Here is a 22,903-nt window from a genome sequence, read left to right as displayed (position 1 = left end):
GGATGTACATGTACGATTGTACATCAACTGCCGATCTGGACGAGGGCATAGCGACGGCCCCGGCCGCGAGGGACGATGCCTCTATGAACCAGGGGCGTCTGCTCGCCGACCGCTACCGGCTCGACGAGCTCCTCGGACGCGGCGGGACGGGCACGGTGTGGCGCGCGCACGACGTCGTGCTCGGACGCGACGTCGCGATCAAGGAGGTCGCGGACCCGTCGGGGTTCAGCGACATCGAGCGGCACGTCCTGCGCCGGGAGGCGCAGGCCTCGTGGCAGCTGAGCCACCCCGGGATCGCCATCGTCCACGACGTCCTTGCGGAGTCCGGCCGGACCTGGATCGTCTCGCAGTTGATCGAAGGACGTTCGCTACAGGACGTCCTGAGCGAGCGCGGGCCGCTGCCGCCCTCGCAGGTGGCCGAGTTCGGGCGCCAGTTGCTCGAAGCGCTGCAGCACGCTCATGAGGCCGGGGTCACGCATCGCGACATCAAGCCCGGCAACGTCCTGCTCAGCGATATGGGCCGGGCCGTGCTGACCGACTTCGGGATCGGGCAGATCGAACGCACCCAGATGACCGCACAGCCTGGGCTGCTCGTCGGCTCGCCGGGTTTCCTCCCGCCCGAGGTGATGCAGGGTGCATGGGCGGGCCCGGCCTCCGACCTGTGGTCGCTGGGCGCAACGCTTTACATGGCGGTCGAGGGACGTTCGCCCTTTGAGCGGCAGAGCGTGATGGGCACGCTTGCCGCCGTGATGACGGAGCCTGTGCCTCCGCCTCGCAATGCCGGGCCGCTGGCGCGCGTCCTGGAGGAACTACTCGAACGCGATCCCGCTCAGCGGCCGAGCGCCGGTGACGCGCTGTCGATGCTGTACGAAGCGATCAGCTCTTCTACCTTGAGTCCGCCCTTCCCCACACCGCGTGCCACCGTCGCTCCGCTGGCGGCGGAGGACGCGACCGAGATCGGCCCTTACACGCTCGTCGGCCGTCTGGGCCAGGGCGGAACGGGAGTCGTCTACAAGGCGCGCGACCGCGATGACCGCGACGTCGCCTTGCGGCTGTCGCGACGCGACACCGACTGGCGGCTCCACCCCGACGCCCGGAACGTGCAAGGCTCCGGCCTCGCGCGGGTGCTCGACACCGGCGTGTTCGAGGGACGGACGTACCTCGTCAACGAGTTCGTCGACGGCCTCTCCCTCCAGGACTACGTCGAGCGCCGCGGGCCGCTGTCGGGCGGTCAGCTCGAACGGCTCGCCGCCGGGACGGCCACCGCGCTCACGGCGCTGCACCGGGCCGGGGTAATCCACCGCAACCTCAAGCCCGGGAACGTGATCCTGGGGCGGGACGGCCCCCGCGTGGTCGACTACGGCATCTCTCCGGCGGACGAGGAGCCCGGCACCCTCTTCGGCACCCTCGGCTACATGGCCCCCGAACTGTTCCGAGGGGGCGTGCAGAGTCCGGCCGCGGACGTCTTCGCCTGGGCGGTGACGATGGTGTTCGCCGCCACCGGACGCCGCCTGTTCGGCGGGACGGGGACGACGGAGGCCGTCCTCCAGAGCACCCTGCATGACGAGCCGGACCTGGCGGGCCTCGCCCCTGGTCGGCTGCGCGACGTGCTGGCTTCCTGCCTGGCCAAAGATCCGTCCCGCCGTCCCTCGACCGCCGACCTGATGAGGATTCTGCTCATAGGGCCCTCGCTCGACAGGAAGCTGCACGCCGCACCAGCGGACCTGGATGCGCGGCCCGCAATGTCGGACGGCGCCGCCCCGCCGTTTCCAGGCACCGCTCACGCAAGGATGGGTCGGATTGTGCCCTGGCCGCGAGGGCTCACGGTGCCTGCCGCGCTGCTGGTCGCCGCCTCGGTGCTGCTCCTGGTCGTCCAGCCGGAGGCGGCGCATGTCGAGGTCGCGGGAGTGGTCGCCGGGCTCGTGGTCGGGGCGGCGGCGGTGTCCGTTGCGGCTTTCGTCGTGGTGCGCCGAGCGGTGCGGTGGCTGCGGTTGCGGCGAGCGCTCGCGCCACCGGGCGACGACGTCGGACGGGCACGTGATCTCATCGCGCGGGGCCGGTACGCCAAGGCGGAGACCGTCCTGACGAACTCGATCCGGACCGGATGGGCAGTCCCAGCCGAGGTTTACGGGAACCTGGCGGTGGCGCTGCAAGGACTCGGGCGGCACTCGGAAGCCGAGCGGCTGCTCAGCGAATCTCTGCGGGCCGGGAGCCGGGAGGAGGAGACCACCGACCTGGTCGTTAAGCGCAGGCTCGAGGCCAGCCTGGCCGCCGTCCGGCATGAGGCGGGCTTTCCGGACGCCGTCGAGCAGTTGGAAGAGGCCCTGGCGGCGTCCGAGGCGCTTACCGATTCCGGTGCGCGGACCGTCCCGGTGCGGAGCAACCTGTCCGTGGCCCTGCACGACGCGGGTCGCCTGGACGAGGCCGAGAGGCATGCCTCCATCGCGCTGCGCGACGCGGTGGACGAGGGCGGCGACCGGTCCCCGGCGGCGTTGCGGGCGCGGGCCAATCTGGCCGCCGTCCGTCGCGACCTCGGGCACACCGCCGAGGCGGTGGAACTGCTCCAGGGCACGCTCAAGGACGCCAGGCGCGTGCTCGGACGGCACCACCCGCAGACCTTGACGATCCAGGCCAGCCTCGCCGCCGTCCTGCACGACACCGGAGACCGCCGGGAAGGCGCGAAGCTGCTGCGGGACGTCGTCGACCGGCGGACCAAGGCATTCGGCACCGCGCATCCCGCGACCTTGCAGGCCCGCACCAATCTGGGATTCCTGCAGCTCGCCGAGGGGGATGCGGCAGCGGCCCAGGAGCATTTCCAGCAAGTCCTGACGGACGGCGACGGCGCGGGCGACGCGGACGCGGTTCTCGCCCGGGCCCACGACGGCCTCTCGCAAGCGCAGGCGCAGGGGCGCCGCCGATGAGGCATCGCACCCGTCCCCTCGTCAGCGGCCTCACGGTCGCGACCGCCACGTCGGCCGCCGGGGTCGCGGTCAACGTCGCGACCGAGAACAACGCGAGCGGGATCGCGTGGGCGGTGGTCGCCGCGTGCACGCTCGTCCTCGGGGCCGTCACCGCCGCCGCCGATCACCTGCTGTCCCCCGCCGAGCCGCCCCCGCCGGACCGCATGGCGGACGCCGAGCTCCTCATCGAATGCGAGATCCGGCCGGACGGGTCGACCGTCCACCGCATGGTCGCGTTCACCGAGAGCGCCACACGGGAGGCGCTGCGGGCGGCGGCTCCCCTCCCCTCCGCGGCCAGGTTCGAGCTCGAACCGCAGCCCAAGCTCGGGGCCGTGCTGATCACCCGGCGGCGGTCCAACGGGATCGCCAGGCGGCTTGAGGCGGTCGCCGGCGACTACCCCGGCCTCTACGTCCGGCTGTGCGTGGACGACAGCCTGCAGCGCAGGCTGGACGACCTGCGCTCCGCGCATGTGGTCGTCCTCGACGACCATTGCAGCGTCGCGAATGGGCGCGGCGTGTCCCGGACGCTCGTCGGCGGCATCGACCTCGGCGCCCTCCGCCACCCGGACGGACGCGGCTTGCGCGCCTTCCTGATCGTCCTGACCTGCCGGGACGGCGGCAACGAGGAGCACACGGCCGCGCTGCGCCGCAGCCTGGACCACCCGGCGACGCTGCTCTCCTGCACGGGCGCCGCGCCCCTGGAGCACCGGCCGGTGCTCCTTCCGGCCCTGCTGGGCAAGGTCGGCGAGCTTGCGGGCACGACGGTGCGGGACGCCGACGTCTGCAAGGCGGTCGACGAGGCGCTCGCGCACGCCCGGCGGGTGCGCCCGCAGATGGACTGGGACCGTTGGTCCGCATCCGTCATCCGGCCCGAGGCCGAGGCCGAGGCGACGTGAGACCTCATGCGCGCCGGGGCAGCAGCAAGGCGGTCGCTGCGATGGCGATGCCGAGTCCGGCCGCGATGAGGAAGACCAGGCTGTAGCCGGAAGCGTCGGTGTCCGCCGCAGCCTTCGCTCCGGCGGCCGTCGCGAGCACCGCCAGGCCCACCGACGCACCCACCTGGCTAGTGGTCTGGGCCAGGCCGCCGATGATCCCCGCGTCGCCCTCGGGCACGCCGGCGGTCGCCGCGGCCATGAGGGTGGGGAAGGTCGACCCGATGCCGACCGCGACGAGCAGCGTGGGCCCGAGCACGCCGGTGACGTAGCCGCTGCCCTCGTCCGCCCGGGCGAGCCACCCGAAACCGGCCAGGAAGAAGCCGGAGCCGACCAGCACCAGTGAGCGCACACCGGTTCGCGGCAGCACAGCGGACGCCCATCGCGCGACCACCACGAACACCACCGCCGCAGGTGTTTGCCCAAGCCCGGCTTCGAGCGCGCTGTATCCGAGCACGTTCTGCAGGAAGAGCGACGTGAAGTACCACATCGCGATGACGATCCCTCCGAACAGGAACAGCATGCCGCTGCCGACGGCCGCGCCCCGGATCCTGAACAGCCGCAGGGGCATCATCGGGCGGGCGGCGAAGCGCGCCTCCACGGCGATGAAGGCGGCGAGCAGGAGCAGGCCCGCGACGGCCGGCCCGGCGACCGGCGCGGACGTCCAGCCGTGGTCGGCGGTCCGCATGACCCCGTAGATCAGCGCGGCCAGGCCCGCCGTCCCGGTGACCGCGCCGGTGAGGTCGAGCGGTTCGCGGCGTCCGGTCCGCGCGGACGCGAGCGCCGCCAGGGCCAGGACGATCAGGACCGCGCCGATCGGCACGTTGATCAGGAAGACCCACCGCCAGGACAGGCCGGTCGTGATGGCGCCGCCCGCGACCGCGCCCGCCATCCCGCCCACGCCGCCCGCGGCGGACCAGGCCCCGAACGCCCTGGCACGCGCGTGCTCCTCGGTGAAGCAGGTGTTGATCACCACCAGCGTCGCCGGGGCCAGCATCGCGGCGCCGACGCCCTGCACGACGCGCGCCGCCACCAGGACCTCCGGGACGGCGGCCAGACCGGCGGCCAGGCTTGCGGTGGCGAACAGGAAGAGACCGGCGACCAGCATCCGGCGGGGTCCGAACAGGTCGGCGGCCCGGCCGCCCAGCAGCATGAAGCCGCCGAACGTGAGCAGGTAGCCGTTCACCACCCAGGCGAGGCCGGTGGCGGTGAACCCGAGATCCCCGCCGATCGCGGGCAGGGCGACGTTCACGATGGACGCGTCCAGGATCACCATGAACTGGGCGGCGCAGGCCAGCGCCATGATCATCCAGGCGCGCCCGGCGTCAGGCCGGGCTCGGCGGGTCGCTGTGACCTTCACGGTCATGCGGGCTCCTCGACATCCGATAGAATTAGTTATCCGCATAATGTTATGCGGATAACTATCGCGTCAAGGAGAGGATGAGGAGACGCCGTGGACTTCGCGTACGCCGACGCCCTCAACCAGGCCATCCGCATCCTGAGCCTGCGGCACCGGGCCAGGGCCGCGGCGCTGCTGGCCCCGCTCGGCCTGCATCCCGGGCAGGAGGCGCTCCTGCTCGAACTCGACCGGTCGGGCCCGATGATCCAGGCCCAGCTCAGCGAGGCGCTCGGCTGCGAGCCGCCGAGCGTCACGCTCATGACCCGCAAGCTCGAAGCCACGGGTCATGTGCGGCGCGCGCCGGCGCCGTCCGACAAGCGCGCCAGCGTCGTCGAGCTCACCGACCGCGGCCGGGCACTGACCGAGCAGGTCAAGGAGCTGTGGTGCGCGCTGGCGGAGGAGACCGTGGCGGGGCTTCCCGCCGAGACGGCCGCCGACCTGCCCGGCATCCTCACGACCCTCTCCGGCAACGTCGATACGCGGCGGCACCGGCACCGTCCCGCCCGGGCCGAGGGAGCAGCGCCGTGGAAAGGGCTACGGGCCGGAGAAGGCTGAGGCGGCCGCCAGCACGTCGTGCGCGACGGCCGGATCGCCGCTGGTCTCCGCCTGGACGCTCGCGGGGTCGCGGCGTCCTCCGGCCAGAAAGCAGAACTCGACGACGTCCATCCGAAGCTGCGCGCACGGGTCCCCACCGGAGGCCGCCCTCCCCAGCGGGATCGTCCACCGCCCGCCGCCCGGACCGTCCAGGATCAGCCGCAGCATGCGGTCGGGATGGTCGCGGCCGGTCAGCGCGAGCGCCTTGGGCAGGCTCCGGACGCCCAGGTCGGCGATCGGATGCACGTGCTCGGCGGGCGGCGGCAGCAGGGTGCGGCCCGTCCCCCGGGCGATGTCGTCGGCGTGGATCCAGGTCTCGAAGGCGCGTCCCGTGAAGTGATCGGTGAGCCGCAGCCGCTGGCCGCCCACCTCGACCCGGCGGTCGGCGTCCGCCTCGCCCACGCCGTCGCACAGCGCGTCGGCCCGCTGCCGCCACGCCCGGCGCGCGTCCCGCGGAGGAGGGCAGCGGCTGATCGCCTCGCGGGTACGGTCCAAGACGTCGGCGGCGGACGACACCCGCCCCTCGATCGCCTCGCCGAGCAGCCCGTCGGACGCGGACAGGTGCACGACCAGGTCGCGCACGTCCCAGTCGCCGGCCGCGACCGCCGCCCACTCCGCCTCGCGCAGATCGGCCAGCAGGGCGTCGAGCATGGCGACCGTCGCGGCGTAGGGCCGGGCGAAGCCGGGCGACCGGCGCGCGGGCGGACGGCGGGACAGTGCGGCTCGGAGCGTGCGCCCGCGCAGGTCCAGCGGAGGCTCGGTCATGGGGTGCTCCCTTCCTCGGCCAGGGTGTCGGCGATGCTGCGCAGCCCGGTGCGGATCCGCGATTTGACGGTGCCCTCCGGTAACCCCAGCTCGGCGGCGGCCTGCCGGTAGGTCCGTCCGTGGTAGTAGGCGAGCTCGATCGCCTCGCGCAGGCGCAGCGGGAGGGCCGCCACCGCGTGCCGCACCCGCGCCCCCGTCTCGTCGGCGATGATCACGTCGATGATGGGCGCGGCCGGTTCGGGGTTCCCGACCGCGTCCAGCAGTCGCCGCCGGCGCTCCTCCCTGCGGACCCAGTCGACCGCGCGCCGGTGGGCGAGCAGCGCCAGCCACGTCCGCAGGCTCCCGCGGCCGGGGTCGAACGCGTAAGGGTGCTCCCACAGGTGGACGAACACGTCCTGCGTTATCTCCTCGGCGGCCTCACGGCTCCGTGTCACCCGTAAGGCCAGCCGGTACACCATCGACGAACAGCGGTCGTAGGTGTCCTGCAGCGCCGCGTCGTCTCCCGCCGCCAGCCGCTGCCTGAGCCTGATGTCCCCGTCCATCGAACCCTCTCCCTGCCCTGACGACATGGTTGCCGGAAATGTGCTTCGTTCGCCGGCAGGGAGGGGATGGGTGATGGCCGAGTCCGGCCGTCCGGACGGAAGGCGGCAGAACGGTGCCATGTGGGCGACTCCCGTGGTGCTGGTCGTCATGGTTTCGCACGGCACCGGGTGTGCGGATGTCTGCAGAGAGTGTGACCGGGCTCACAATCGGCGGTCGCGTCCGACCCACTATCGTGCGGTTCGCGAGGTCGGCCGCTCCGGGTGGCGGCCTCGGCGTCTGCACGCATCCCCCGCACTCGGTGGCAGGACGAACCGTCGTCCGCCGGGCAGGACGGACGAGAGGCGGGCCATGCGGCCGACGATGACTCGAACACGCGCGCTGTGGTGGGGCGGCGGCCTGCTGGCCGTCCTGCTGCTTCTGGTTCTCGGCGGGGTGCGGGCGTGCGGCGGCCAGGACGTCGCCGACCTGCCGCACGGGGAGAAGCGGCCGGCCCCGGTCTCGTTCGGCGGGAAGCCGTTGTGGGACGAGCGCAAGCTCGGCATGTCGAGGGTCGCCGGGATCGAGCTGCGCGGTGACACCGCAGTCGTCGCCGGAGACGTCGGCCTCGACGGCGCCCGGCTCGCCGCCGTCGACGCCAGGACGGGGACGCCCCGCTGGGTCCTCGACAGCGGCCATCCGCTCCGGGGCGGTGGCGGCGCGGTCGCCCATCACGATTCCGGGTACCAGGCGGAGCATCTGCGGGGCGCCGACGGCAAGCCCCTCATCTACGGGGACGGGGACGATTGGACCGTTCTCGTCCAGTACGGCGTAGGCGGTGAGCGGCGCGAGAGCGAGCTGGGGGTCGCCGCGCTTTCCGGCAAGGACGGCGCCGTCCGGTGGAAGCGTCCGCTCATCCGGCCGCGCGGCGGGGACAAGAGCGGCGACGACCGCGAGCAGCGCATGCGGCTGCTCGGCGCGGACACGCGGGTCATCCTGACGAGTCTGGAGTCGCGGCAGGGCCTCGACCCGGAGACCGTCGCGCTCGACCCGGCGACCGGCCGCGAGCTGTGGCGCAACGCGGACGGCTGGGCCTTCCGGATCGCCGGTGACGTGGTGCTCGGGGAGACGCACGGCGCCGAGGCCCCTCCGACGCACATCTGGGGAGAACGGCGCAAGGACACCGACGTCTTCGCCCTGGACGTGACCAGCGGCAAGAAGCGATGGGACCTGGGCGACACGGTTGAGAGTTCCCATCTGATGGCCGCCGCGAACGGGACGGCCGTCATCAAGGTGAACGAGACGCCTCCCGGACGCACATACAGCCGTGACCGGACGATGCTCATCGACATCGCCACCGGCCGTCCGACGAAGCACTCGCCGAAGGCGGACGGCGACGGGACGTCCGAGCCCCTCACCTTTTACGGCTGCGCCGACGACGGACGGACGCTGATCGCCTGCTCGGGCTCCGACGGACGGCTCGTCACGATCCGGCCCGGCCGTCACGGGGAGCCGGTCGTCTCGGCGAAACGGCCGTTCGGCGAAGAGACGATGGCGCGGGTCGGGATCGTCCGGCAGGACCGGATCCTCGTCATGGGATCCGCCGTCGAGGGGCGGCCCGCCCGGTACGCCATCGTGGACCGGGCGGCGAACCGGCTCGGGACGCCGCCGCCCGGCGAGGCGACCGCGCTCTCGGAGCACGTCGCGGCGTTCCGGGTGACGCGGGCGGGGTCGATCTCGTCCAGGCCGGACGGTCTCGCCGTGCACGCGGCGGCCGTGGGCGCGAAGCCGCCGTCCGAACCGTCCCGGCCCGGCCCCGCGACGGCACGGCCGCCGCGGATCGACGCGGCGCCGCTCTGGACGGCCGGGGCCGGCGAGGCCCCCGTGCCCCCGCCCGCCAAGGACACCGGGCTGGAGTCGTTGATCAGCATCGACCTCGCCGGGGACGCGGTCGTCTACACGGGCCGGGACCGCGCGGACGATGATCTCGACAGGCTCGTCGTGGCCGACGCCGCGACCGGGAAGGTGCGGTGGTCCGTCCGGGAGGGCGCGTCGCTCGGCGGCGGGGCCAAGGCGGGGTTCGTCTCCGTCCCGCACATCGTGGACGGGGAAGGGCTGGTGCTCGTCCGGTACGAGGACGGGGACGCGGAGGGCGTCGCCGCGCTCTCCCTGAAGGACGGCCGAACCCGCTGGACGAAGCGGGTCACGTCCGGGAACGCGTTCCTGACGCTGAAGGCGGCCGACCGCTCGGCCTTCGCGGTCGAGGTGACGAGCTACGACGGCCCCGAAGACGGGCGCGACGAGACGGTCGTGTTCGCGACCGGGACGCGCCACGAGCTGTGGCGCAAGCGCGGAGTCAGCCCGGTCGGCGCCGGCGGCGGGCTCGTCCTCGCCGCCCGGTTCGCCGATGGCGAGAACGGGAGGCGGGAACCCCGCGACCTCATCGCGTACGGGACGTCGGACGGCAAGGAGCGATGGCGGCTCGGCACGCGGTACCGGGACCCGGAACTGCTGCACGACGGGGGCGGCAGGACGATCGTCGTCGGGACGGCGGAGGGCGGCGTCGTCCTCGACCGGGCGACGGGCCGCGCACTGGCCGGGACGTACGCGCCGCTCGTCCAATGCGACGGCGACGGAGACGGGGATGTGCTGATCGTCTGCCGGGCGGGGTCGCGTGGCGGTTCGGGGAGCGATCCGAGCGGGCGGGCCGTGATCGTCCAGACTCAGGGCGGCGCGACGACCATCCGCGATCTGCTGGAGACCGGGGCGCTCACTCGCTACGGGGCGGCCGGGAACCTGTTCACCGCGATCCGCCCGGCCGCGGAAGGACGGCCCGAGCGGTTCCTGCTGCTCGACGGGGAGGGACGCCAGATCGTCGACGATCTCCCTGGCAGGCCGATGGACGTCGGCGGCGGGTTCGCCGTGCTGACCCCGTCCGCGCTGACGCACGGCATCGCGGGCGCGGGGGTGCCGAACTTCACCGTCCACCGCGTCCGAGGCTGAGGGACGCGGCACGGCCGGTCAGGCGGTCCCGGCCTCGGGGCCGCTCACACCGTCACGCCTTCGCCTCCTCCGCGTCCCGCGCGGGCGCGGCGATCTCGCGCTTGAGGATCTTGCCGGTGGCGCCGCCGCCCGCCTCCCGGGCCGCGGCCTCCACCTCCGCGACCGCGATTCGTGGGCGAGGATCAGGACCGCACCGGAGTCGAGCCGCGCGCGGCCCCCGCCTCCGCCGCCGACCCGATCACACCCGCCAGCAGCCGGTCGACCCCCGGCGCCGGTAGGCGCGGGCGCGGGATTCGAGCACCATCCGCAACTCGGCCCGGAAATCGCCCAGGTCGGGGACGGTCGGCGGCCCCACCCGCGACTCGGCGGCGGCGATGATCAGGTCCTGCTTGGTGCGTGTTGCAACTCGTCTCCCTTAGAAGGACGAGACACGGTCGCGGTGTGGGCTTCTTGCATGGACCAGGTGCCGGGGCCTCCGGTGACCTGGACGAGCGAGTGGGACCGGAGCTCCACCGCCTGCTCTCCGGCCGGGGGCGCGAGCGTCCGCAAGGGGACGAGCGTGGCGTCGAGGCGCACAAGGCCGAAGCCGCCCTCGCCTCGGAACAGGACGCGCCCCGGCGGCCCCAGGTAGCGGACGACCGCGGCGCGATCGCCCGCGATGGATCCCTCGAACGGCCTGACATGGCCGGTGGGCGGCACGGTCATCTCGTCCTCGGGCCCGGAACGCCGCAGGGAATCCACATCGGCTTGATCCAGTGGCGTCACGTCGATCCGCCACTCGGTTCTGTCGGCCCTGATCTGGAGCACCGACCCTGACGGCACGGCGAACGTGCTCAAGCTCGGCACCGAGGACCCGCCCGCCGGCCCTCGCCCGAGCCCACCCGCGGACGCCACCGGCTTGCGGCCGTAGAGCCCGGCCAGGTCGGGTCCGCGCAGATGGACCTCGTGAGACTCCCCGTCCGGAGACGTCAGCACGGCGATGCCAGGTGGCCCCTCGTATGTGAGCACTTCGGGCCCGTGACCCGTGGCCGAGCGGGTGAACGGGCGTGCCCGCTCCGGACCGCCGATCGTGACGGTCCAGGGCCCTTCGGCTTCGACGTGCAGGAACCGGTTGGTGAGGGCCTCGTCCGTGACCCAGCGGTCGTCCAAGACGATGGCGGCGGGCGGAGCACCGGGACCGCACGACACCACCGGGATGCCACGGCCGAACTCGGCACGCCGCAGGGAGGCAGTCAGCGTGCCGGAGCCGTCGTTGACGAACTCGGCGAGCACCGGCTGGGCGAGCCGTCCTTTGATCTTGAGGCGCGTGCTGCCGACACCGTGGTGCGTGCGAACCCGGCCGTGATAGGCGTGATCGTCCGGTGCGAACCGCGGCGGCGGGGACGTCTCCTCGTCCGCCAGCCAGCGGTCGAGGTCGATGGCCACCCTGCGCGGCGCCTTGACCCGGAGCCACAGCTCGCGGACCGGACGTCCTCGCTGCGGAATCGTCGGCCGCGACTCGTCGCCGCTCGACGACAGCATGACCCAGAACCAATTCCCCCACCGCAGGCGCCGCGCGGGGAGAGGAACGGCGTCCCGCATCCGCAGGACGAGGTTCACCTCGTCCCCGAACGGCGTCAGATAAGCCGCCTCCTCGTTTTGACGTCGACCTGGCCCACTGCCCTGTCGCACCGCCGCGATGCCGGTACGCGGAATCCGAAGCGCTTTCCACAGCAGCAGCCCGTCCCAGATGACGATCTCGTCATCGGCCACCCACATTCGCGGTCGCACCAGAACCAGCCGGAGCACCTGGATCGCGACGGTGGCCATGACGGCCATGAGGACCAGCGGCCACGAACCGACGACCGACTCGACCGACGAGGCCTCGTCCCGGCCCGCGAACCAGACGGCGCATTGAGAGGCCGTCACCGCACCCAGCGGGATCAAGATGAACACCGCGGCCGCGGTCCTCCCCCAGGACCTCGCCATCTTTCCCCGGACCGTGGACCGGCCAGGCCAGGCCGACCAGCCCCACCTGTCCCGGTTGAGGAAATCCCGCACCGCCGAACTGCCGTACCCTTTCAGTTCCCGCCTGCGCGATGCGCGAGAAGGCCGCGTACGATGCACCCGCCAGAGCACCCAGCCGATCGCACCCGTCCCCATGCCCCCGGTGAAGACGACGACGAAACCCGCGACGACCGGCCCGCCCCAGTCCGGTGATCCGCCGGCCATGTGGACGAAGTCCGGTGAACCGACGTCCAGGGCGGGAACCGAATCCCCAGTGGACAGGGAGTCCTCGTCCACGCCCCGCAGTTCGACCGTGACGGCTTTCTCATGCGGGTCGCCGCCGGGCCGGAACATGCCGTACCAGAAACATACTTCTCGCGAGCACGACAACGATTCCGCGGTGAACACACCCCGGGCGCCGTCACCTCTCTCGGCCCGCCAGGTGGCCTTCATCTCGTCCACCGTGGCGCTGAAGGCGAAGTCGCCGACCATCAGCAGGAGGATGCCCAGGAGCAGTCGGACGGCGGCGAATCGCCAGAGACCGCCGAGGACGTATTTCTCCGCCGCCGAGTCGACCTCGCGTTTCCCGCCCATCCCGCCGACCCTTCACCAGGCAGCCGGTGTGCATTTTACATGGGGGTGCAGCATTGTCATGGCGGTCCTCGAACACCGAAAGGAAACCATGATCCAGATCATTGGCGCCGGATTCGGGCGCACCGGAACGCTTTCCCTCAAGACCGCGCTGGAACGGCTGGACTTCGGCCCCTGCCACCACATGCTCGGCATGCTCGAACGGCCGTCGGAGCTGGACGGCTGGGAGGACGCCGCCAACGGCCGGCCCGTGTGGGACGAGATCTACCGCGGCTACCGGAGCACGGTGGACTGGCCGGGCGCGCGGTTCTGGCGCGAGCTCACCCGGCATTATCCGGACGCGAAGATGATCCTCACCGAGCGCGACCCGGACCGCTGGTACGAGAGCGCCCGGGACAGCATCTACCGCGTCGCCATGGCGGAGGACGACGGCTCCGACCCCGTCCTGGCGCAGCTGCGGCGTATGGCGAAGGCGGTCGTCTGGAACGGCCTGTTCGGCGGCCGGTTCGAGGACGCCGACTACGCCAAGGCCGTCTTCACCCGCCATAACGCGGCCGTCCGGCGGGAGATCCCCGCCGGCCGCCTGCTGGTCTTCGATGTCGCGGAGGGTTGGGAGCCGCTGTGCCGGTTCCTGGACGTCCCCGTCCCCGACGAGCCATTCCCGCACCAGAACGACCGGGCACGTTTCACCGAAATGCTCGACGGCCGGATGGGGAGCGAATTCTAAAGGTCCGGAGCGAAGTTTCGTCAGACTAGATCGGCGGCTGCCAGGCGCATGCCGAGTTCCAGGCGGCTGCGCGCGCCCAACTCCTGCATGACGTTGCTGACGTGGCGCTGAACGGTGCGGGGGGAAATGTTCAGGGCCCGCGCCGTGGCCTCGGTCGTCATGCCCATGGCCAGCTTGCGGAAGATGTCGGACTGGAGATCGTTGATCAGATACAGCTCCTCCGGATCGGCGGGCCGCGCCCGGTCCCATCGCTCCTCGAAGGTCTCGAGCATGCCGTCGAACTCGGCGCGGTTGGTGGCGCGGACGTCCAGGGCGCCCTTGTCCTCGTTCCAGACCAGCGCGTTCGTGCGGTCCGTCAGCAGGAGGAACGAGAAAGGCCCGTCGTCCGAGCGGACCTCGCCTCTTTCCACCCTGTCCATGACCGGACGGAGTATCCAGCTCCGGCTCGAGCCCGGAACGATGACACGGACCCGAGGACGCGGGCAACCGCCGAGGCTTTGATAAAGGCTGCGCAATACGCCCGGCCAGGCAGGGGCCATGCACAGGATCTCGTGGCGGGATTGCTTTACGAAATTCTTCAGCTGTTCTTGCTCACGCATCAATAAATACACCGTTCCCCCGTGCACCCGTGCCGGTGGCGTCACCCCGTTGACACCACCGGCCACACTTACCGGTCCGTCTTTACCCGGCTATCGCGGGAGCCCGCGCCGTGCGGACCGGCTTCATGTTTCCCCCGTGGTGTGGACGTTCCACACTGAGGACTGTAGGGGCCGAGGAGTTCAGGCACATACCGCAGCGAGTTGAGATCGCGTGAAACTTCTGCGGCAGTGGGAGAGGTGATCGAAACGGCCGCGGCAACCCGATCATTCAAGCACGATGCCGTCCCGCCGGGCCTCCCGGTAGAGGTCCACCCTGGTCGGAGCCTCCCGGCCGGCCCGGGAGTACTTCTCCCTCGCGCGCTCCAGATACTGCTTGACGGTGTACTCGCTGATCCCCATCTGCCGGGCGACCGCCGCGCGGGTCAGCCCGCCGAGCCACAGGCGCATCGTGCGCAGTTCCTGTTCGGAGAACTTCGGACGCTGCTCTTCGGCCTCGGCGAGCATCACGCCGGCCTGCGAGGGCGTGGTGTAGGTCTCGCCCGCGTGCACGGCGAGGACGGCCTCGATGAGATGCCGCCGCCCCTCGTTCGACTCCTTGGTGATGAAGGCGCGCGCACCGGCCTGCTCGGCGCGGCGCACGAGGTCGGGCTCCGCGTGCTGGGAGAACACCACGATGCGGTGCCCCGCCGCCGACAGCTCGGCGATGCGGTCGAAGATGAGCTCGCCCGCTATGCGCAGGTCGACGACCAGCACGTCGGCGTCCGTCCCCGGGCCGTCCTCCAGCCCGTCGGGACCGGACGCGGTGTGCACGATCTCGATCCCGCGCGGGTCCTCCGCGATCCATCCGCGGACGCCCGACAGCACGACGTCCTGGTCGTCGATGACGGCGATCGTCACGGTCCGTCCCATCGCACCTCCAACCAGAGCATGTCCCCGTCCCGATCGGTGCTGACGACGACGCCGTCCGCTTTGTTCGCGGGGAGGGCCGGGTCGCCGTCAGCGAGCACGGACACGCTGACGCTTCCCCGTCCGACGGACACCACGGTGACACGGGCGTACCGGCGCGCCGAGGCCAGCGCCGCGAGCGGGATCTCCGCCAGCGCGGCCCCGGCCTCCTCGGTCAGCCGCGGCAGCCCGCCCACCGGCGCGAGGTCGACGACGACGCCCCGGCGCACCGCCGCGTCGATGCCGGGCTGCAGGGCGCTCATCAGCGGGTACGGGACGTCCTCGCGCTCGCTCAGCAGCCGCCGCAGCGTGGCCTCGGCGATGGCGCAGCGGTGCCACAGCGCCGGATCGGCCGGATCGGCGGTGCCGTCGGCCAGCCCCCGCAGGATCGTCTCGACGTGCTCCCGCACCTCCCGGTACCGCTCGGCGCGCAGCGCCGCGGTCTCCGCGATGACCGTCTCGCGGGTCGCGATCTCCCACTGCTCGGCCGCCGCCTCGGCCATCATGCCGCCGCTCCGCCGGCAGAGCCACGCCCCGCCCATGATGGCGAACGGGGCGCTGGCCGTCCCGAACAGCAGCGCCACGAACCCCGCGGCGTTGTGCCGGTCCCCGTCGCCGGTGAGCACCAGGGCGGTGAGGACGATGAGCGCGCTGAGCGCGAGCACCGCCGCCAGCTCGAGGATCGGACGCCGGAGGAGCAGCAGCACGGCGATCAGCCCGACCGTGGTCCACGCCCAGTTGATGTTCAGCTGCAGCCCGGCCGGGCAGTTCGCCGCCATCGCCGCCCCGGTCGCCAGGTCCGCGGCGACCAGCGGCCAAGCCGTCCGGGCGTCCCGCCTGCCGCGCAACAGGAGGACGCCGCCCGCCGCGATGAGCAGCAGCTGCAGCGCCCACACGGCGACCGCCGCGCCCGGCGAGCGGAATCGGTCGAAGTGGGCGACCAGCGCGGTGCCCGCCGCGATGACCTGCCAGCCCGCGACCGTGACGACCACGGCCACGTGGTAGGCGCGGTTGAACTGGGCCGCGAAGGGGGCCGCCCCGAACGCGGCCGGCGACTCAACCATCGGGCCACCGCAATGCGACCTTCGTCCCCGCCGACGGCCGCGAGGTGACTTCGGCGGCGCCGCCGACGAGTCCCATGCGTTCCACGATCGACCGGCGGATCCCCAGCCGGGTTCCGGGCACCCGCGCCATGTCGAACCCGGCGCCCCGATCGGTGATCTCCACCGAGACCGTCCCGTCGCGGTGGTGCACGCGCACCGCCGCGCGGGTGACGTTCGCATGCCGCCGGACGTTGCGCAGCGCCTCCCTCGCAGCCCCCACGATGGCGAGGCCGACCGGCTCGGGAAGCTCGACGGGGGGCTCGCCGTCCAGGTCGAGGTCGACCTCCAGGTCCGGCGCCATCGTCGCGGCCAGCTCCGCCAGCGCGGCCATCAGGTCGACGTCCCGTCCGGAGGCGGGAGGAGGTCCGGCGGAGTCCGTCAGCACGTCCAGCGCCCGCGCGGCGGCCCGCCGCAGCCCGGGAGTGTCGGTCCGCACGGCGCCCGAGCCGACCATGGTGAGGACGGCCAAGACCGAGTCGTGCAGCTGGACCCGCTGGTGCCGCTCGTCCGCCCGGCGCGCGGCCTCGACCATGGCGCGCAGCCGGTCCCGGTCCCGTTCCCGGATGGCCTCGTCGGCCCGCCGCCCGCCGCGCCGCAGCAGCGCCATGACCGCGCCGATCACCAGCGCCTCGGCGATCAGCGCCCGGACGAAGCTGGTCACCGCCGGCGCTCCGGCCACGTAGGCGGCGATGATCAGGACCACGAGCGGCACCCCGGCCGCGGGACGCATCGTGGTCTGCACCACGAACAGCGCCGTCCCGGCCAGCATGACGCCCCAGGTGGTCTCGTCCAGCACCGCCTCGCGCGAGATCAGCCGGTCCTGCAGGGCCAGCGCGGCTCCCACGACCAGGGCGTCCCCGGCCACCAGCGGAAACGTCAGCTCGCGCCGCAGCGCCACCAGGGAGAAGAACGCCGCCCACGCGGCCAGGACACCGAAGACCGCGGCCTGCCAGCCGCGGGACACCCCGGGGTCGTCGTTCAGCGCGGCCGCGAGCCCGGCGACCGCGACGCCGCCGCACCGCAGCGCGACGACGAACCGGCCGACCGGCAGATGCACGGCCAGCTCCGCCGGGCCCGCCCGAGACCGGTGCACCCTGAGCCGCGGGAAGGCCATCGCCCCGTGTCCAGTCCGTCGCTCTCCGAAAACACGTAGTATGCCTGATTTTTGCTGATCATGACCCCCGAATGTCGGTCATGACACGACGCTCCCGGCCCCTCACACTTCAGTTCATACGGGCTCGTCCGGACGAGCCGGGACAGAAAGGGGCAAACCGATGACACCAGCCGTTCCTCGGGGGCACCGGAGCGGCCTGACCAGCACACGCGGACGAACGCGTCTCTGCACCGCGCGCCACCGTCCGTCCGCGCCGCCCGACCCGCTCGCGGCCGGCGAGGCACGGATCCTCGTCGCCGACGCCCACCCCTCGGTCCGAGCATGGCTCGTCGCCGCCATCCGGTCGGCCCCGGACCTGCGGGTCGCGGCGGAAGCGGCCGACTGCGACGCGGCGGTGGCGCAGGCGGCGCGAACCAAGCCCGACCTGCTCCTCATGGACCTGCACCTGCCCGGCCTGGACGGCCCGTCCGCCGTGGACCACCTCCTTTCGGCGCCGTACGCGCCGCGCGTCGTCTTCCTGGCCGCCACCGAGGACGACGCGCGCATCGCCGCCATGCTGCGGGGGCGGGCCTCCGGCGTCCTTCTCAAGGACGCCGGCCCGCGACGGCTGCTGTCCGCGCTCCACTGCATCGCGGCCGGGGACCACGTCTACGAACCGGCCTTCACCCGCCACCTCGTCGGCTCCTCCACCGGCGACCGGACCGCCGCCCAGCCTCCGCCACCCGAACTCGATGTGCTCACCCCTCGCGAGAGGCAGGTCATCGAACGGGTGGGCAAGGGGGGCTCGAACGCCGACATCGCCCGCCGCATGCACCTCAGCGAGGCCACGGTGAAGACGCACCTGAACCGCGCCATGGCCAAGCTCGAACTCTCCAGCCGCGCCCAGGTGGTGACGTTCGCCTACGAGACCGGCCTGGTCACCCCCGCCACTGATCGCTCAGCGTGATGGGCTTGGTCGGCGGCGCTGGTAGGACAGAGTGACCGCGGCCAGGAGTGGGGCCCACGCCACCAGCGGCAGGTACAGCGATCCCACCAGCGTGTGCCCGAGGTCGGTCATGTCGTCGTGCGGCGTGGCCCACCACAGCAGCAAGGGCGTCCAACGCCAGACCGATCCGCCACAGGCTCGACGGCAACGCGACCAAGGCGGCCAGGTGCGCCGCCCGCCGCGCCCACCGAGGCACCGGAGCGACAGCGGGGGCAGTGGATTCAGGCCGGACGGTGGCGGACGCGGCAGCGATCATGGTGACCATCCTGTTCACCGTCCGGCATCGTCACCTCCCGCCGCAGAGGCAAACGTCTCCCCCGCAAGAGGGAGCCGGACGTGCAGCCACGTCATGCCGGTGAGGTCGAGCCAGGCCGCGTCCGGAGTGCGGATCAGCCGCAGGACGACGTTGTCGCATCCAGGACACCGGGCGACCATCCCCGGCGCGCGGTCGTAGACCATCAGCGTGGCGATCGCGCCGGTGAGCCCGCAGTTGACGCAGCGGCCCTCGGCCGCGGTGACGTCCACGGCGAACAGCTCGCTCAGCGGGCCGGCGAGCGCGTTGCCGTCCACATGGCCATCGGGGTCATGTCGATGGCGCAGGGTCATGTCGATCAGCCTCCGCTCAGCCGAAGCGTTCGGTCTTGATCCGCCGCGGGTCGTGGCCGTGGGCGAGCAGCAGGTCGGCGGCCGCCTCCACGAATCCGGTCGGGCCGCAGACGAAGCAGTCGCGGTCGGCGTCCGCCGGGTCGAGGTCGGCCGCGGTCAGCCGTCCGGGCGGGCGCGGCCAGCCGTCCGGGGCGCCGCGGGTGTAGATGTGGGTCACGTCCAGGCCGGGGTCGGGACGCCGCAGTTCATCGGCGAAATACACCTCGGACGGCGTGCGGACGGAATAGAGCAGCGTGAACGGCGTCCCGTCCCCGGACAGGCGGCGGGCGCGGATCATGGCCATCAGCGGCGCGATTCCGGAACCGCCCGCGACGAGCAGGACGGCGCGTCCCGTCCCCGGCCGCCAGACGAACCAGCCGCCGACCGGGCCGCGCAGTTCCACCGGATCGCCGACGCCGATGACGTCGGTCAGATAGGGGGACACCTCGCCGTCCGCTATCCGCTGGACGGCCAGTTCCACCCGGTCGGGAGCGGAAAGCGAATAGCTCCGCTGCGCGGTGTAGCCGTCATCGGCCGTGAGCCGAACGTCGACGTGCTGACCGGCCAGATGCCCGGGCCAATCCGGCACGTCGAAGAGCATTGTGCGGGCCGTTTCGGTCTCCTGCCGCGCTTCGGCCAATCGCGCCACGCGCCAGGCTAGTCGCCCTGGTACCGCTGTTCGCGCCATGGATCCCCGTAGTCGTGGTAGCCGGCGCTCTCCCAGAAACCCGGCTCGTCCTCAGTGAGCAGCTTGATTCCGCGTACCCATTTCGCCGACTTCCAGAAGTACAGGTGCGGCACCAGCAGCCGCGCCGGGCCGCCGTGTTCGGGTGCCAGCTCCTCGCCGTCATAGCGGTGGACGATCCACGCCTGCCCGTCCAGGACGTCCTCAAGAGGCAGGTTGGTGGTGTAGCCGCCGTAGGAGTGTGCGAGCACGTAGTCGGCTTCGGTTTCGACATCGGCGAGCAGGACGTCCAGCGACACGCCCTCCCATTCCGTGCCCAGCTTGGACCACTTGGTGACGCAGTGGATGTCCGCCTGCGGCGTCTCGGACGGCAGGTCCAGGAATTCACGCCACGTCCAGCGGTGCTCCCGTCCGGATTCCGTGGTGACGGTGAACTCCCATTCGTCCGCGGGGATCCGCGGAGTCGGGCCCGCGGACAGGACCGGGAAGTCGTCCGTCAGGTATTGCCCCGGCGGCAGTTCGACGGCGGAGTCCCGCCGCCGGCCGTGGAAGCCGGGCGAAACGATCCCCATCGCAGCATCCTCTCGGCGAGCGGAGCGGCCGGTTCGTGTTCCGCTGTTTCGTTCCCGCCGACGGCGGAGTGACGCGGGCCTACTACCCATGAGGCCCCAAGGATTCATTACGGACTGTTGGGCGAGCTACGGGCTTGGGCGCCGGTGAGGATGAAGTCGGCCGTTCTTTCGAGGAATTCGTCGTCCAGCGGCCGACCGAGCATGAGCAGGTGGAAGTAGAGCGGCCCGGAGAGCATCTCCAGCAGGAAGCCGGGGTCGCTGCCGGCGGGCAGTTCGCCGCGCTCGATGGCGCGCTCGAAGATCGCTCCGGACGTCCGGAAGCGCGCCGGCCAGAACTTGTCGAGGAGTTCGTACAGGTCGGCGTTGTCGGTGGTGCGCAGCCCGGTCTCGCGGACCAGCGCCGCGATCCAGGGGGTGTGGAGCCCGACCCTGATCCCCTTGAGCAGTTCGATGAGGTCTCCGCGCAGGCTGCCGGTATCGGCCGGTGGCACGAGGTCGCCGCGGCGCTCGATGAGGGCGGTTGACACCAGGCCGGTCTTGGTGCCCCAGCGGCGGTAGATGGTGCTCTTGTTGACGCCGGCGCGTTCGGCCACCGCGTCGATGCGCAGCGCGGCGTAGCCGACCTCGCCGAGTTCGGCGATGGTCGCGTCGATGACCGCCTCGCGCACGCGCGCCGTCCGGCCGCCCGGCCGGGTCTTGGCCGCGTCGGCATGCAGATGCTGGACGTCGTTGAGCGGATCTCCGGGCATCCAGGCAGGTTAGAGCCCCGCCGACCCTTGACGCAACCCGGCGGCGCGTTAAGAACCGCGCAAAAGCGTCAAGGTGTTGCGTTTAGCCGGAGAGTCGCCTATAGTTCTTAACGCAACTAGGAGTCGCATCAAGGTATCCACTGAGGAGAACCGCCATGATCTATCACCAGATCCGGATCGCCATGAAGCCCGACGCCCCCGCCGACAAGGTCGAGCACGCGCTCGAGCTGCTGCGCAGGATGGGACGCGAGCTGGACGTCATCGAGTTCTTCCTGGTCGGCCGCGACGTCGGCGGCGACTTCCACTACGGCGCCATGTACGCGCTCAAGGACGTCGACGCCTACCGCGCCTACATGTACGCGCCGCTGCACCGCGAGATCGACGCGTTCGGCCTGCCGCTGGTCGCCAACATGATCTCCCAGGACCTGACCGACGATCCCGACCCCGAGATCGCCGACAAGATCGCCAAGGTGCACAGCGACCGCTTCGCCGATCACCCCGAACTGCTCGATCTCGTCCAGGACCTCGGCTCCTACCAGGGCAGCGGCGTCCCCGGCGAAGGTTCGACGACCACGTGAGCCGCCGGTCGGGGGGACGGTCCGGCACCGTCCCCTCGACCGCGCCCGAACTCGAGGACGGCCATGAGAACGACGAGCCCCCGCGCGACCTTCCTGGTCCTGGCCGCGGGCAGCGGCGCCTTCGCGATGCTGCAGTCCCTGGTCACTCCGGTCCTGCCGACGATCCAGGCAGAGCTGAACACGTCACAGAGCACGGTCACCTGGGTGATGACCGCCAACCTGCTGTCGGCCGCGGTCTTCACACCGATCCTGGGCCGGGTCGGCGACGCCTTCGGCAAGCGGCGCGCCCTCGTCGCCGTCCTGGTCGCGCTGGCCGCCGGGTGCCTGCTGGCCGCGCTCGCGCCCAACATCGGCGTCCTGCTCGCCGCCCGCGCCGTGCAGGGCGCGGCCGGCGCGGTCTTCCCTCTGTCCTACGGGATCATCCGCGACCGGTTCCCGGCCGAGCGCGTCGCCGTCGGCGTCGGCGGCATCTCCGCCGTCATCGCCGCCGGCGGCGGTGTCGGCATCGTGCTCGCCGGCCCGATCGTCGAGACCCTGGGCTACGCCTGGCTGTTCTGGATCCCGATGATCATCGCCGGGCTGGCCGCGCCGGCCGCGTACCTGCTCCTTCCGTCCTCCTCGACGACGTCGCGGGCCGCTCATTTCAGCTGGTCGGCTGCGCTCCTGCTGTCGGCATGGCTGGTCGGCCTGCTGCTGGCCGTCAGCAAGGGCCCCGAATGGGGCTGGACCTCACCCGCCGTCCTCGGCCTGCTCATCGCCGCCGCGGCGATCCTGGCCGCATGGATCATCGCGGAGCTACGGTCGGCGCATCCGCTGATCGACATGCGCATGATGCGGCTGACCGCGGTCTGGACGACCAACCTGGTAGCGCTGCTGTTCGGCGCGGGCCAGTTCGCGCTGTTCGCCTTTCTGCCGCAGTTCGTCCAGACCCCGGCCGGCGCGGGCTACGGATTCGGTTCCACCGTCACCGAGGCGGGTCTGCTTCTGCTGCCGATGCTCGTCACCATGTTCGTGGCCGGGGTGGTCAGCGGTCCCATCGAGCCGGTCGTCAGCTCCAGACTCCAGCTGGCCGCCGGCTCGGCGCTCAGCCTGGCGGCCTTCGCCGCGCTCGCCCTCACCCACTCCGCGCAATGGCAGATCGCCACGGCCGCCGCGCTGTTCGGCGCGGGCCTCGGCCTGGCCCTGTCGTCGATGAGCAACCTGATCGTCACCAGCGTCCCCGCCGGCCAGACCGGCGCCGCCAGCGGCATGAACGCCAACGTCCGCACCATCGGCGGCGCGATCGGGACGGCCATCGTGGGCAGCATCGTCACCGCCGCCCCGCAGCCCACCGGCCTCCCCCGCGAATCCGGCTACACCTCCGCCTTCCTCCTGCTCGCCGCGATCTCCACCGCAGCCGTGGCCACCACGCTCCTCGTCCCGTCCGGCCGCCGCACCGCCCCCACCCACCGG

At 72.1% G+C, this 22,903-nt stretch carries 20 protein-coding genes; 8 read left to right on the top strand and 12 right to left on the bottom strand.

The genetic code is table 11. The annotated features are described in order from the left end of the window. Positions 1-83: 83 nt before the first annotated feature. Positions 84-2,921: a serine/threonine-protein kinase gene (locus E1287_RS10570; RefSeq protein ID WP_131964697.1), complete on the top strand. Its 2,838-nt coding sequence runs from the start codon at positions 84-86 to the stop codon at positions 2,919-2,921. Continuing rightward, complete coding sequence (locus E1287_RS10565; protein WP_131964696.1) at positions 2,918-3,856, top strand: hypothetical protein; 939 nt, start codon at positions 2,918-2,920, stop codon at positions 3,854-3,856. The genes E1287_RS10570 and E1287_RS10565 overlap by 4 nt, the downstream gene beginning before the upstream one ends. A gap of 4 nt (positions 3,857-3,860) precedes the next feature. Here the strand turns inward: E1287_RS10565 and E1287_RS10560 are convergent, their stop codons facing one another. Beyond that, positions 3,861-5,258, bottom strand: a complete 1,398-nt coding sequence (locus E1287_RS10560) for an MFS transporter (protein ID WP_131964695.1) — start codon at positions 5,256-5,258, stop codon at positions 3,861-3,863. Positions 5,259-5,345: 87 nt separating this feature from the next. Here E1287_RS10560 and E1287_RS10555 point away from each other — a divergent pair, with 87 nt between their 5' ends. Further along, on the top strand, positions 5,346-5,846 hold the full coding sequence (locus tag E1287_RS10555; RefSeq protein WP_131964694.1) for a MarR family transcriptional regulator: 501 nt from the start codon (positions 5,346-5,348) through the stop codon (positions 5,844-5,846). Here E1287_RS10555 and E1287_RS10550 read toward each other — a convergent pair. Next, a complete protein-coding gene (locus tag E1287_RS10550) occupies positions 5,826-6,650 on the bottom strand; it encodes a maleylpyruvate isomerase family mycothiol-dependent enzyme (protein WP_131964693.1) in 825 nt (274 codons plus the stop codon). The genes E1287_RS10555 and E1287_RS10550 overlap by 21 nt on opposite strands. Then, positions 6,647-7,192 (bottom strand): sigma-70 family RNA polymerase sigma factor, encoded by a 546-nt coding sequence (locus tag E1287_RS10545; protein ID WP_207934125.1) that lies wholly within the window; start codon positions 7,190-7,192, stop codon positions 6,647-6,649. Before E1287_RS10545 ends, E1287_RS10550 begins: the two co-directional genes overlap by 4 nt. A 361-nt stretch (positions 7,193-7,553) precedes the next feature. Between E1287_RS10545 and E1287_RS10540 the strand changes: the two genes are divergently transcribed. Continuing rightward, a complete protein-coding gene (locus E1287_RS10540) occupies positions 7,554-10,172 on the top strand; it encodes a PQQ-binding-like beta-propeller repeat protein (protein WP_165968952.1) in 2,619 nt (872 codons plus the stop codon). Between the two features lie 378 nt (positions 10,173-10,550). Here the strand turns inward: E1287_RS10540 and E1287_RS10530 are convergent, their stop codons facing one another. Further along, positions 10,551-12,752, bottom strand: a complete 2,202-nt coding sequence (locus E1287_RS10530) for a hypothetical protein (RefSeq protein ID WP_131964690.1) — start codon at positions 12,750-12,752, stop codon at positions 10,551-10,553. Between the two features lie 88 nt (positions 12,753-12,840). On the opposite strand from E1287_RS10530, the gene E1287_RS10525 reads away from it, so the two are divergent. After that, a complete protein-coding gene (locus E1287_RS10525) occupies positions 12,841-13,476 on the top strand; it encodes a sulfotransferase family protein (protein WP_131964689.1) in 636 nt (211 codons plus the stop codon). A gap of 20 nt (positions 13,477-13,496) precedes the next feature. Here the strand turns inward: E1287_RS10525 and E1287_RS10520 are convergent, their stop codons facing one another. From E1287_RS10520 to E1287_RS10505, 4 genes are all read right to left on the bottom strand, one after another. Beyond that, positions 13,497-14,075: a helix-turn-helix transcriptional regulator gene (locus tag E1287_RS10520; RefSeq protein WP_131964688.1), complete on the bottom strand. Its 579-nt coding sequence runs from the start codon at positions 14,073-14,075 to the stop codon at positions 13,497-13,499. Between the two features lie 264 nt (positions 14,076-14,339). Continuing rightward, positions 14,340-14,984, bottom strand: a complete 645-nt coding sequence (locus tag E1287_RS10515) for a response regulator transcription factor (protein ID WP_131964687.1) — start codon at positions 14,982-14,984, stop codon at positions 14,340-14,342. Further along, entirely contained in the window at positions 14,969-16,084 is a 1,116-nt protein-coding gene (locus E1287_RS10510) for a hypothetical protein (RefSeq protein WP_131964686.1), read from the bottom strand. The genes E1287_RS10515 and E1287_RS10510 overlap by 16 nt, the downstream gene beginning before the upstream one ends. Further along, positions 16,077-17,180: an ATP-binding protein gene (locus E1287_RS10505; RefSeq protein ID WP_131964685.1), complete on the bottom strand. Its 1,104-nt coding sequence runs from the start codon at positions 17,178-17,180 to the stop codon at positions 16,077-16,079. Before E1287_RS10505 ends, E1287_RS10510 begins: the two co-directional genes overlap by 8 nt. A 217-nt stretch (positions 17,181-17,397) precedes the next feature. Between E1287_RS10505 and E1287_RS10500 the strand changes: the two genes are divergently transcribed. Then, the gene (locus E1287_RS10500) at positions 17,398-18,183 is read left to right on the top strand and encodes a response regulator transcription factor (protein WP_131964684.1); all 786 of its coding nucleotides are present in this window, start codon (positions 17,398-17,400) and stop codon (positions 18,181-18,183) included. Between the two features lie 309 nt (positions 18,184-18,492). On the opposite strand, the gene E1287_RS10490 is transcribed toward E1287_RS10500, so the two are convergent. The 4 genes from E1287_RS10490 to E1287_RS10475 all read right to left on the bottom strand — a co-directional run bounded on the left by E1287_RS10490 (position 18,493) and on the right by E1287_RS10475 (position 20,873). Further along, a complete protein-coding gene (locus E1287_RS10490; RefSeq protein ID WP_131964683.1) occupies positions 18,493-18,828 on the bottom strand; it encodes a DUF6510 family protein in 336 nt (111 codons plus the stop codon). 16 nt (positions 18,829-18,844) lie between these two features. Next, complete coding sequence (locus tag E1287_RS10485) at positions 18,845-19,555, bottom strand: ferredoxin reductase (RefSeq protein WP_131964682.1); 711 nt, start codon at positions 19,553-19,555, stop codon at positions 18,845-18,847. Then, entirely contained in the window at positions 19,525-20,124 is a 600-nt protein-coding gene (locus E1287_RS10480; protein ID WP_131964681.1) for a sulfite oxidase-like oxidoreductase, read from the bottom strand. Before E1287_RS10480 ends, E1287_RS10485 begins: the two co-directional genes overlap by 31 nt. Before the next feature lie 107 nt (positions 20,125-20,231). After that, positions 20,232-20,873, bottom strand: a complete 642-nt coding sequence (locus tag E1287_RS10475) for a TetR/AcrR family transcriptional regulator (protein ID WP_131964680.1) — start codon at positions 20,871-20,873, stop codon at positions 20,232-20,234. Positions 20,874-21,028: 155 nt separating this feature from the next. Between E1287_RS10475 and E1287_RS10470 the strand changes: the two genes are divergently transcribed. Then, positions 21,029-21,451 carry a Dabb family protein gene (locus E1287_RS10470; RefSeq protein ID WP_131964679.1) on the top strand — a complete coding sequence of 141 codons (423 nt, stop codon included), beginning with the start codon at positions 21,029-21,031 and terminating at the stop codon, positions 21,449-21,451. 63 nt (positions 21,452-21,514) lie between these two features. Next, positions 21,515-22,903, top strand: a 1,389-nt coding sequence (locus E1287_RS10465) for an MFS transporter (protein ID WP_131964678.1), incomplete at its 3' end; no start/stop codon positions are given.

This window comes from Actinomadura sp. KC06 (assembly GCF_004348735.1).
Classification (GTDB): Bacteria; Actinomycetota; Actinomycetes; order Streptosporangiales; family Streptosporangiaceae; genus Spirillospora.
This window is presented reverse-complemented; position numbering and strand designations above follow the sequence as displayed.

What these genes read in the sequence shown, in the direction of transcription:
- E1287_RS10530 (WP_131964690.1), bottom strand. Translation starts at nt 12,752, where the DNA reads ATGGGCGGGAAACGCGAGGTCGACTCGGCGGCGGAGAAATACGTCCTC.
- E1287_RS10560 (WP_131964695.1), bottom strand. Translation starts at nt 5,258, where the DNA reads ATGACCGTGAAGGTCACAGCGACCCGCCGAGCCCGGCCTGACGCCGGG.
- E1287_RS10565 (WP_131964696.1), top strand. Translation starts at nt 2,918, where the DNA reads ATGAGGCATCGCACCCGTCCCCTCGTCAGCGGCCTCACGGTCGCGACC.
- E1287_RS10510 (WP_131964686.1), bottom strand. Translation starts at nt 16,084, where the DNA reads ATGGTTGAGTCGCCGGCCGCGTTCGGGGCGGCCCCCTTCGCGGCCCAG.
- E1287_RS10540 (WP_165968952.1), top strand. Translation starts at nt 7,554, where the DNA reads ATGACTCGAACACGCGCGCTGTGGTGGGGCGGCGGCCTGCTGGCCGTC.
- E1287_RS10520 (WP_131964688.1), bottom strand. Translation starts at nt 14,075, where the DNA reads ATGCGTGAGCAAGAACAGCTGAAGAATTTCGTAAAGCAATCCCGCCAC.
- E1287_RS10550 (WP_131964693.1), bottom strand. Translation starts at nt 6,650, where the DNA reads ATGACCGAGCCTCCGCTGGACCTGCGCGGGCGCACGCTCCGAGCCGCA.
- E1287_RS10485 (WP_131964682.1), bottom strand. Translation starts at nt 19,555, where the DNA reads ATGGCGCGAACAGCGGTACCAGGGCGACTAGCCTGGCGCGTGGCGCGA.
- E1287_RS10475 (WP_131964680.1), bottom strand. Translation starts at nt 20,873, where the DNA reads ATGCCCGGAGATCCGCTCAACGACGTCCAGCATCTGCATGCCGACGCG.
- E1287_RS10490 (WP_131964683.1), bottom strand. Translation starts at nt 18,828, where the DNA reads ATGACCCTGCGCCATCGACATGACCCCGATGGCCATGTGGACGGCAAC.
- E1287_RS10570 (WP_131964697.1), top strand. Translation starts at nt 84, where the DNA reads ATGAACCAGGGGCGTCTGCTCGCCGACCGCTACCGGCTCGACGAGCTC.
- E1287_RS10525 (WP_131964689.1), top strand. Translation starts at nt 12,841, where the DNA reads ATGATCCAGATCATTGGCGCCGGATTCGGGCGCACCGGAACGCTTTCC.
- E1287_RS10545 (WP_207934125.1), bottom strand. Translation starts at nt 7,192, where the DNA reads ATGGACGGGGACATCAGGCTCAGGCAGCGGCTGGCGGCGGGAGACGAC.
- E1287_RS10470 (WP_131964679.1), top strand. Translation starts at nt 21,029, where the DNA reads ATGATCTATCACCAGATCCGGATCGCCATGAAGCCCGACGCCCCCGCC.
- E1287_RS10515 (WP_131964687.1), bottom strand. Translation starts at nt 14,984, where the DNA reads ATGGGACGGACCGTGACGATCGCCGTCATCGACGACCAGGACGTCGTG.
- E1287_RS10480 (WP_131964681.1), bottom strand. Translation starts at nt 20,124, where the DNA reads ATGGGGATCGTTTCGCCCGGCTTCCACGGCCGGCGGCGGGACTCCGCC.
- E1287_RS10500 (WP_131964684.1), top strand. Translation starts at nt 17,398, where the DNA reads ATGACACCAGCCGTTCCTCGGGGGCACCGGAGCGGCCTGACCAGCACA.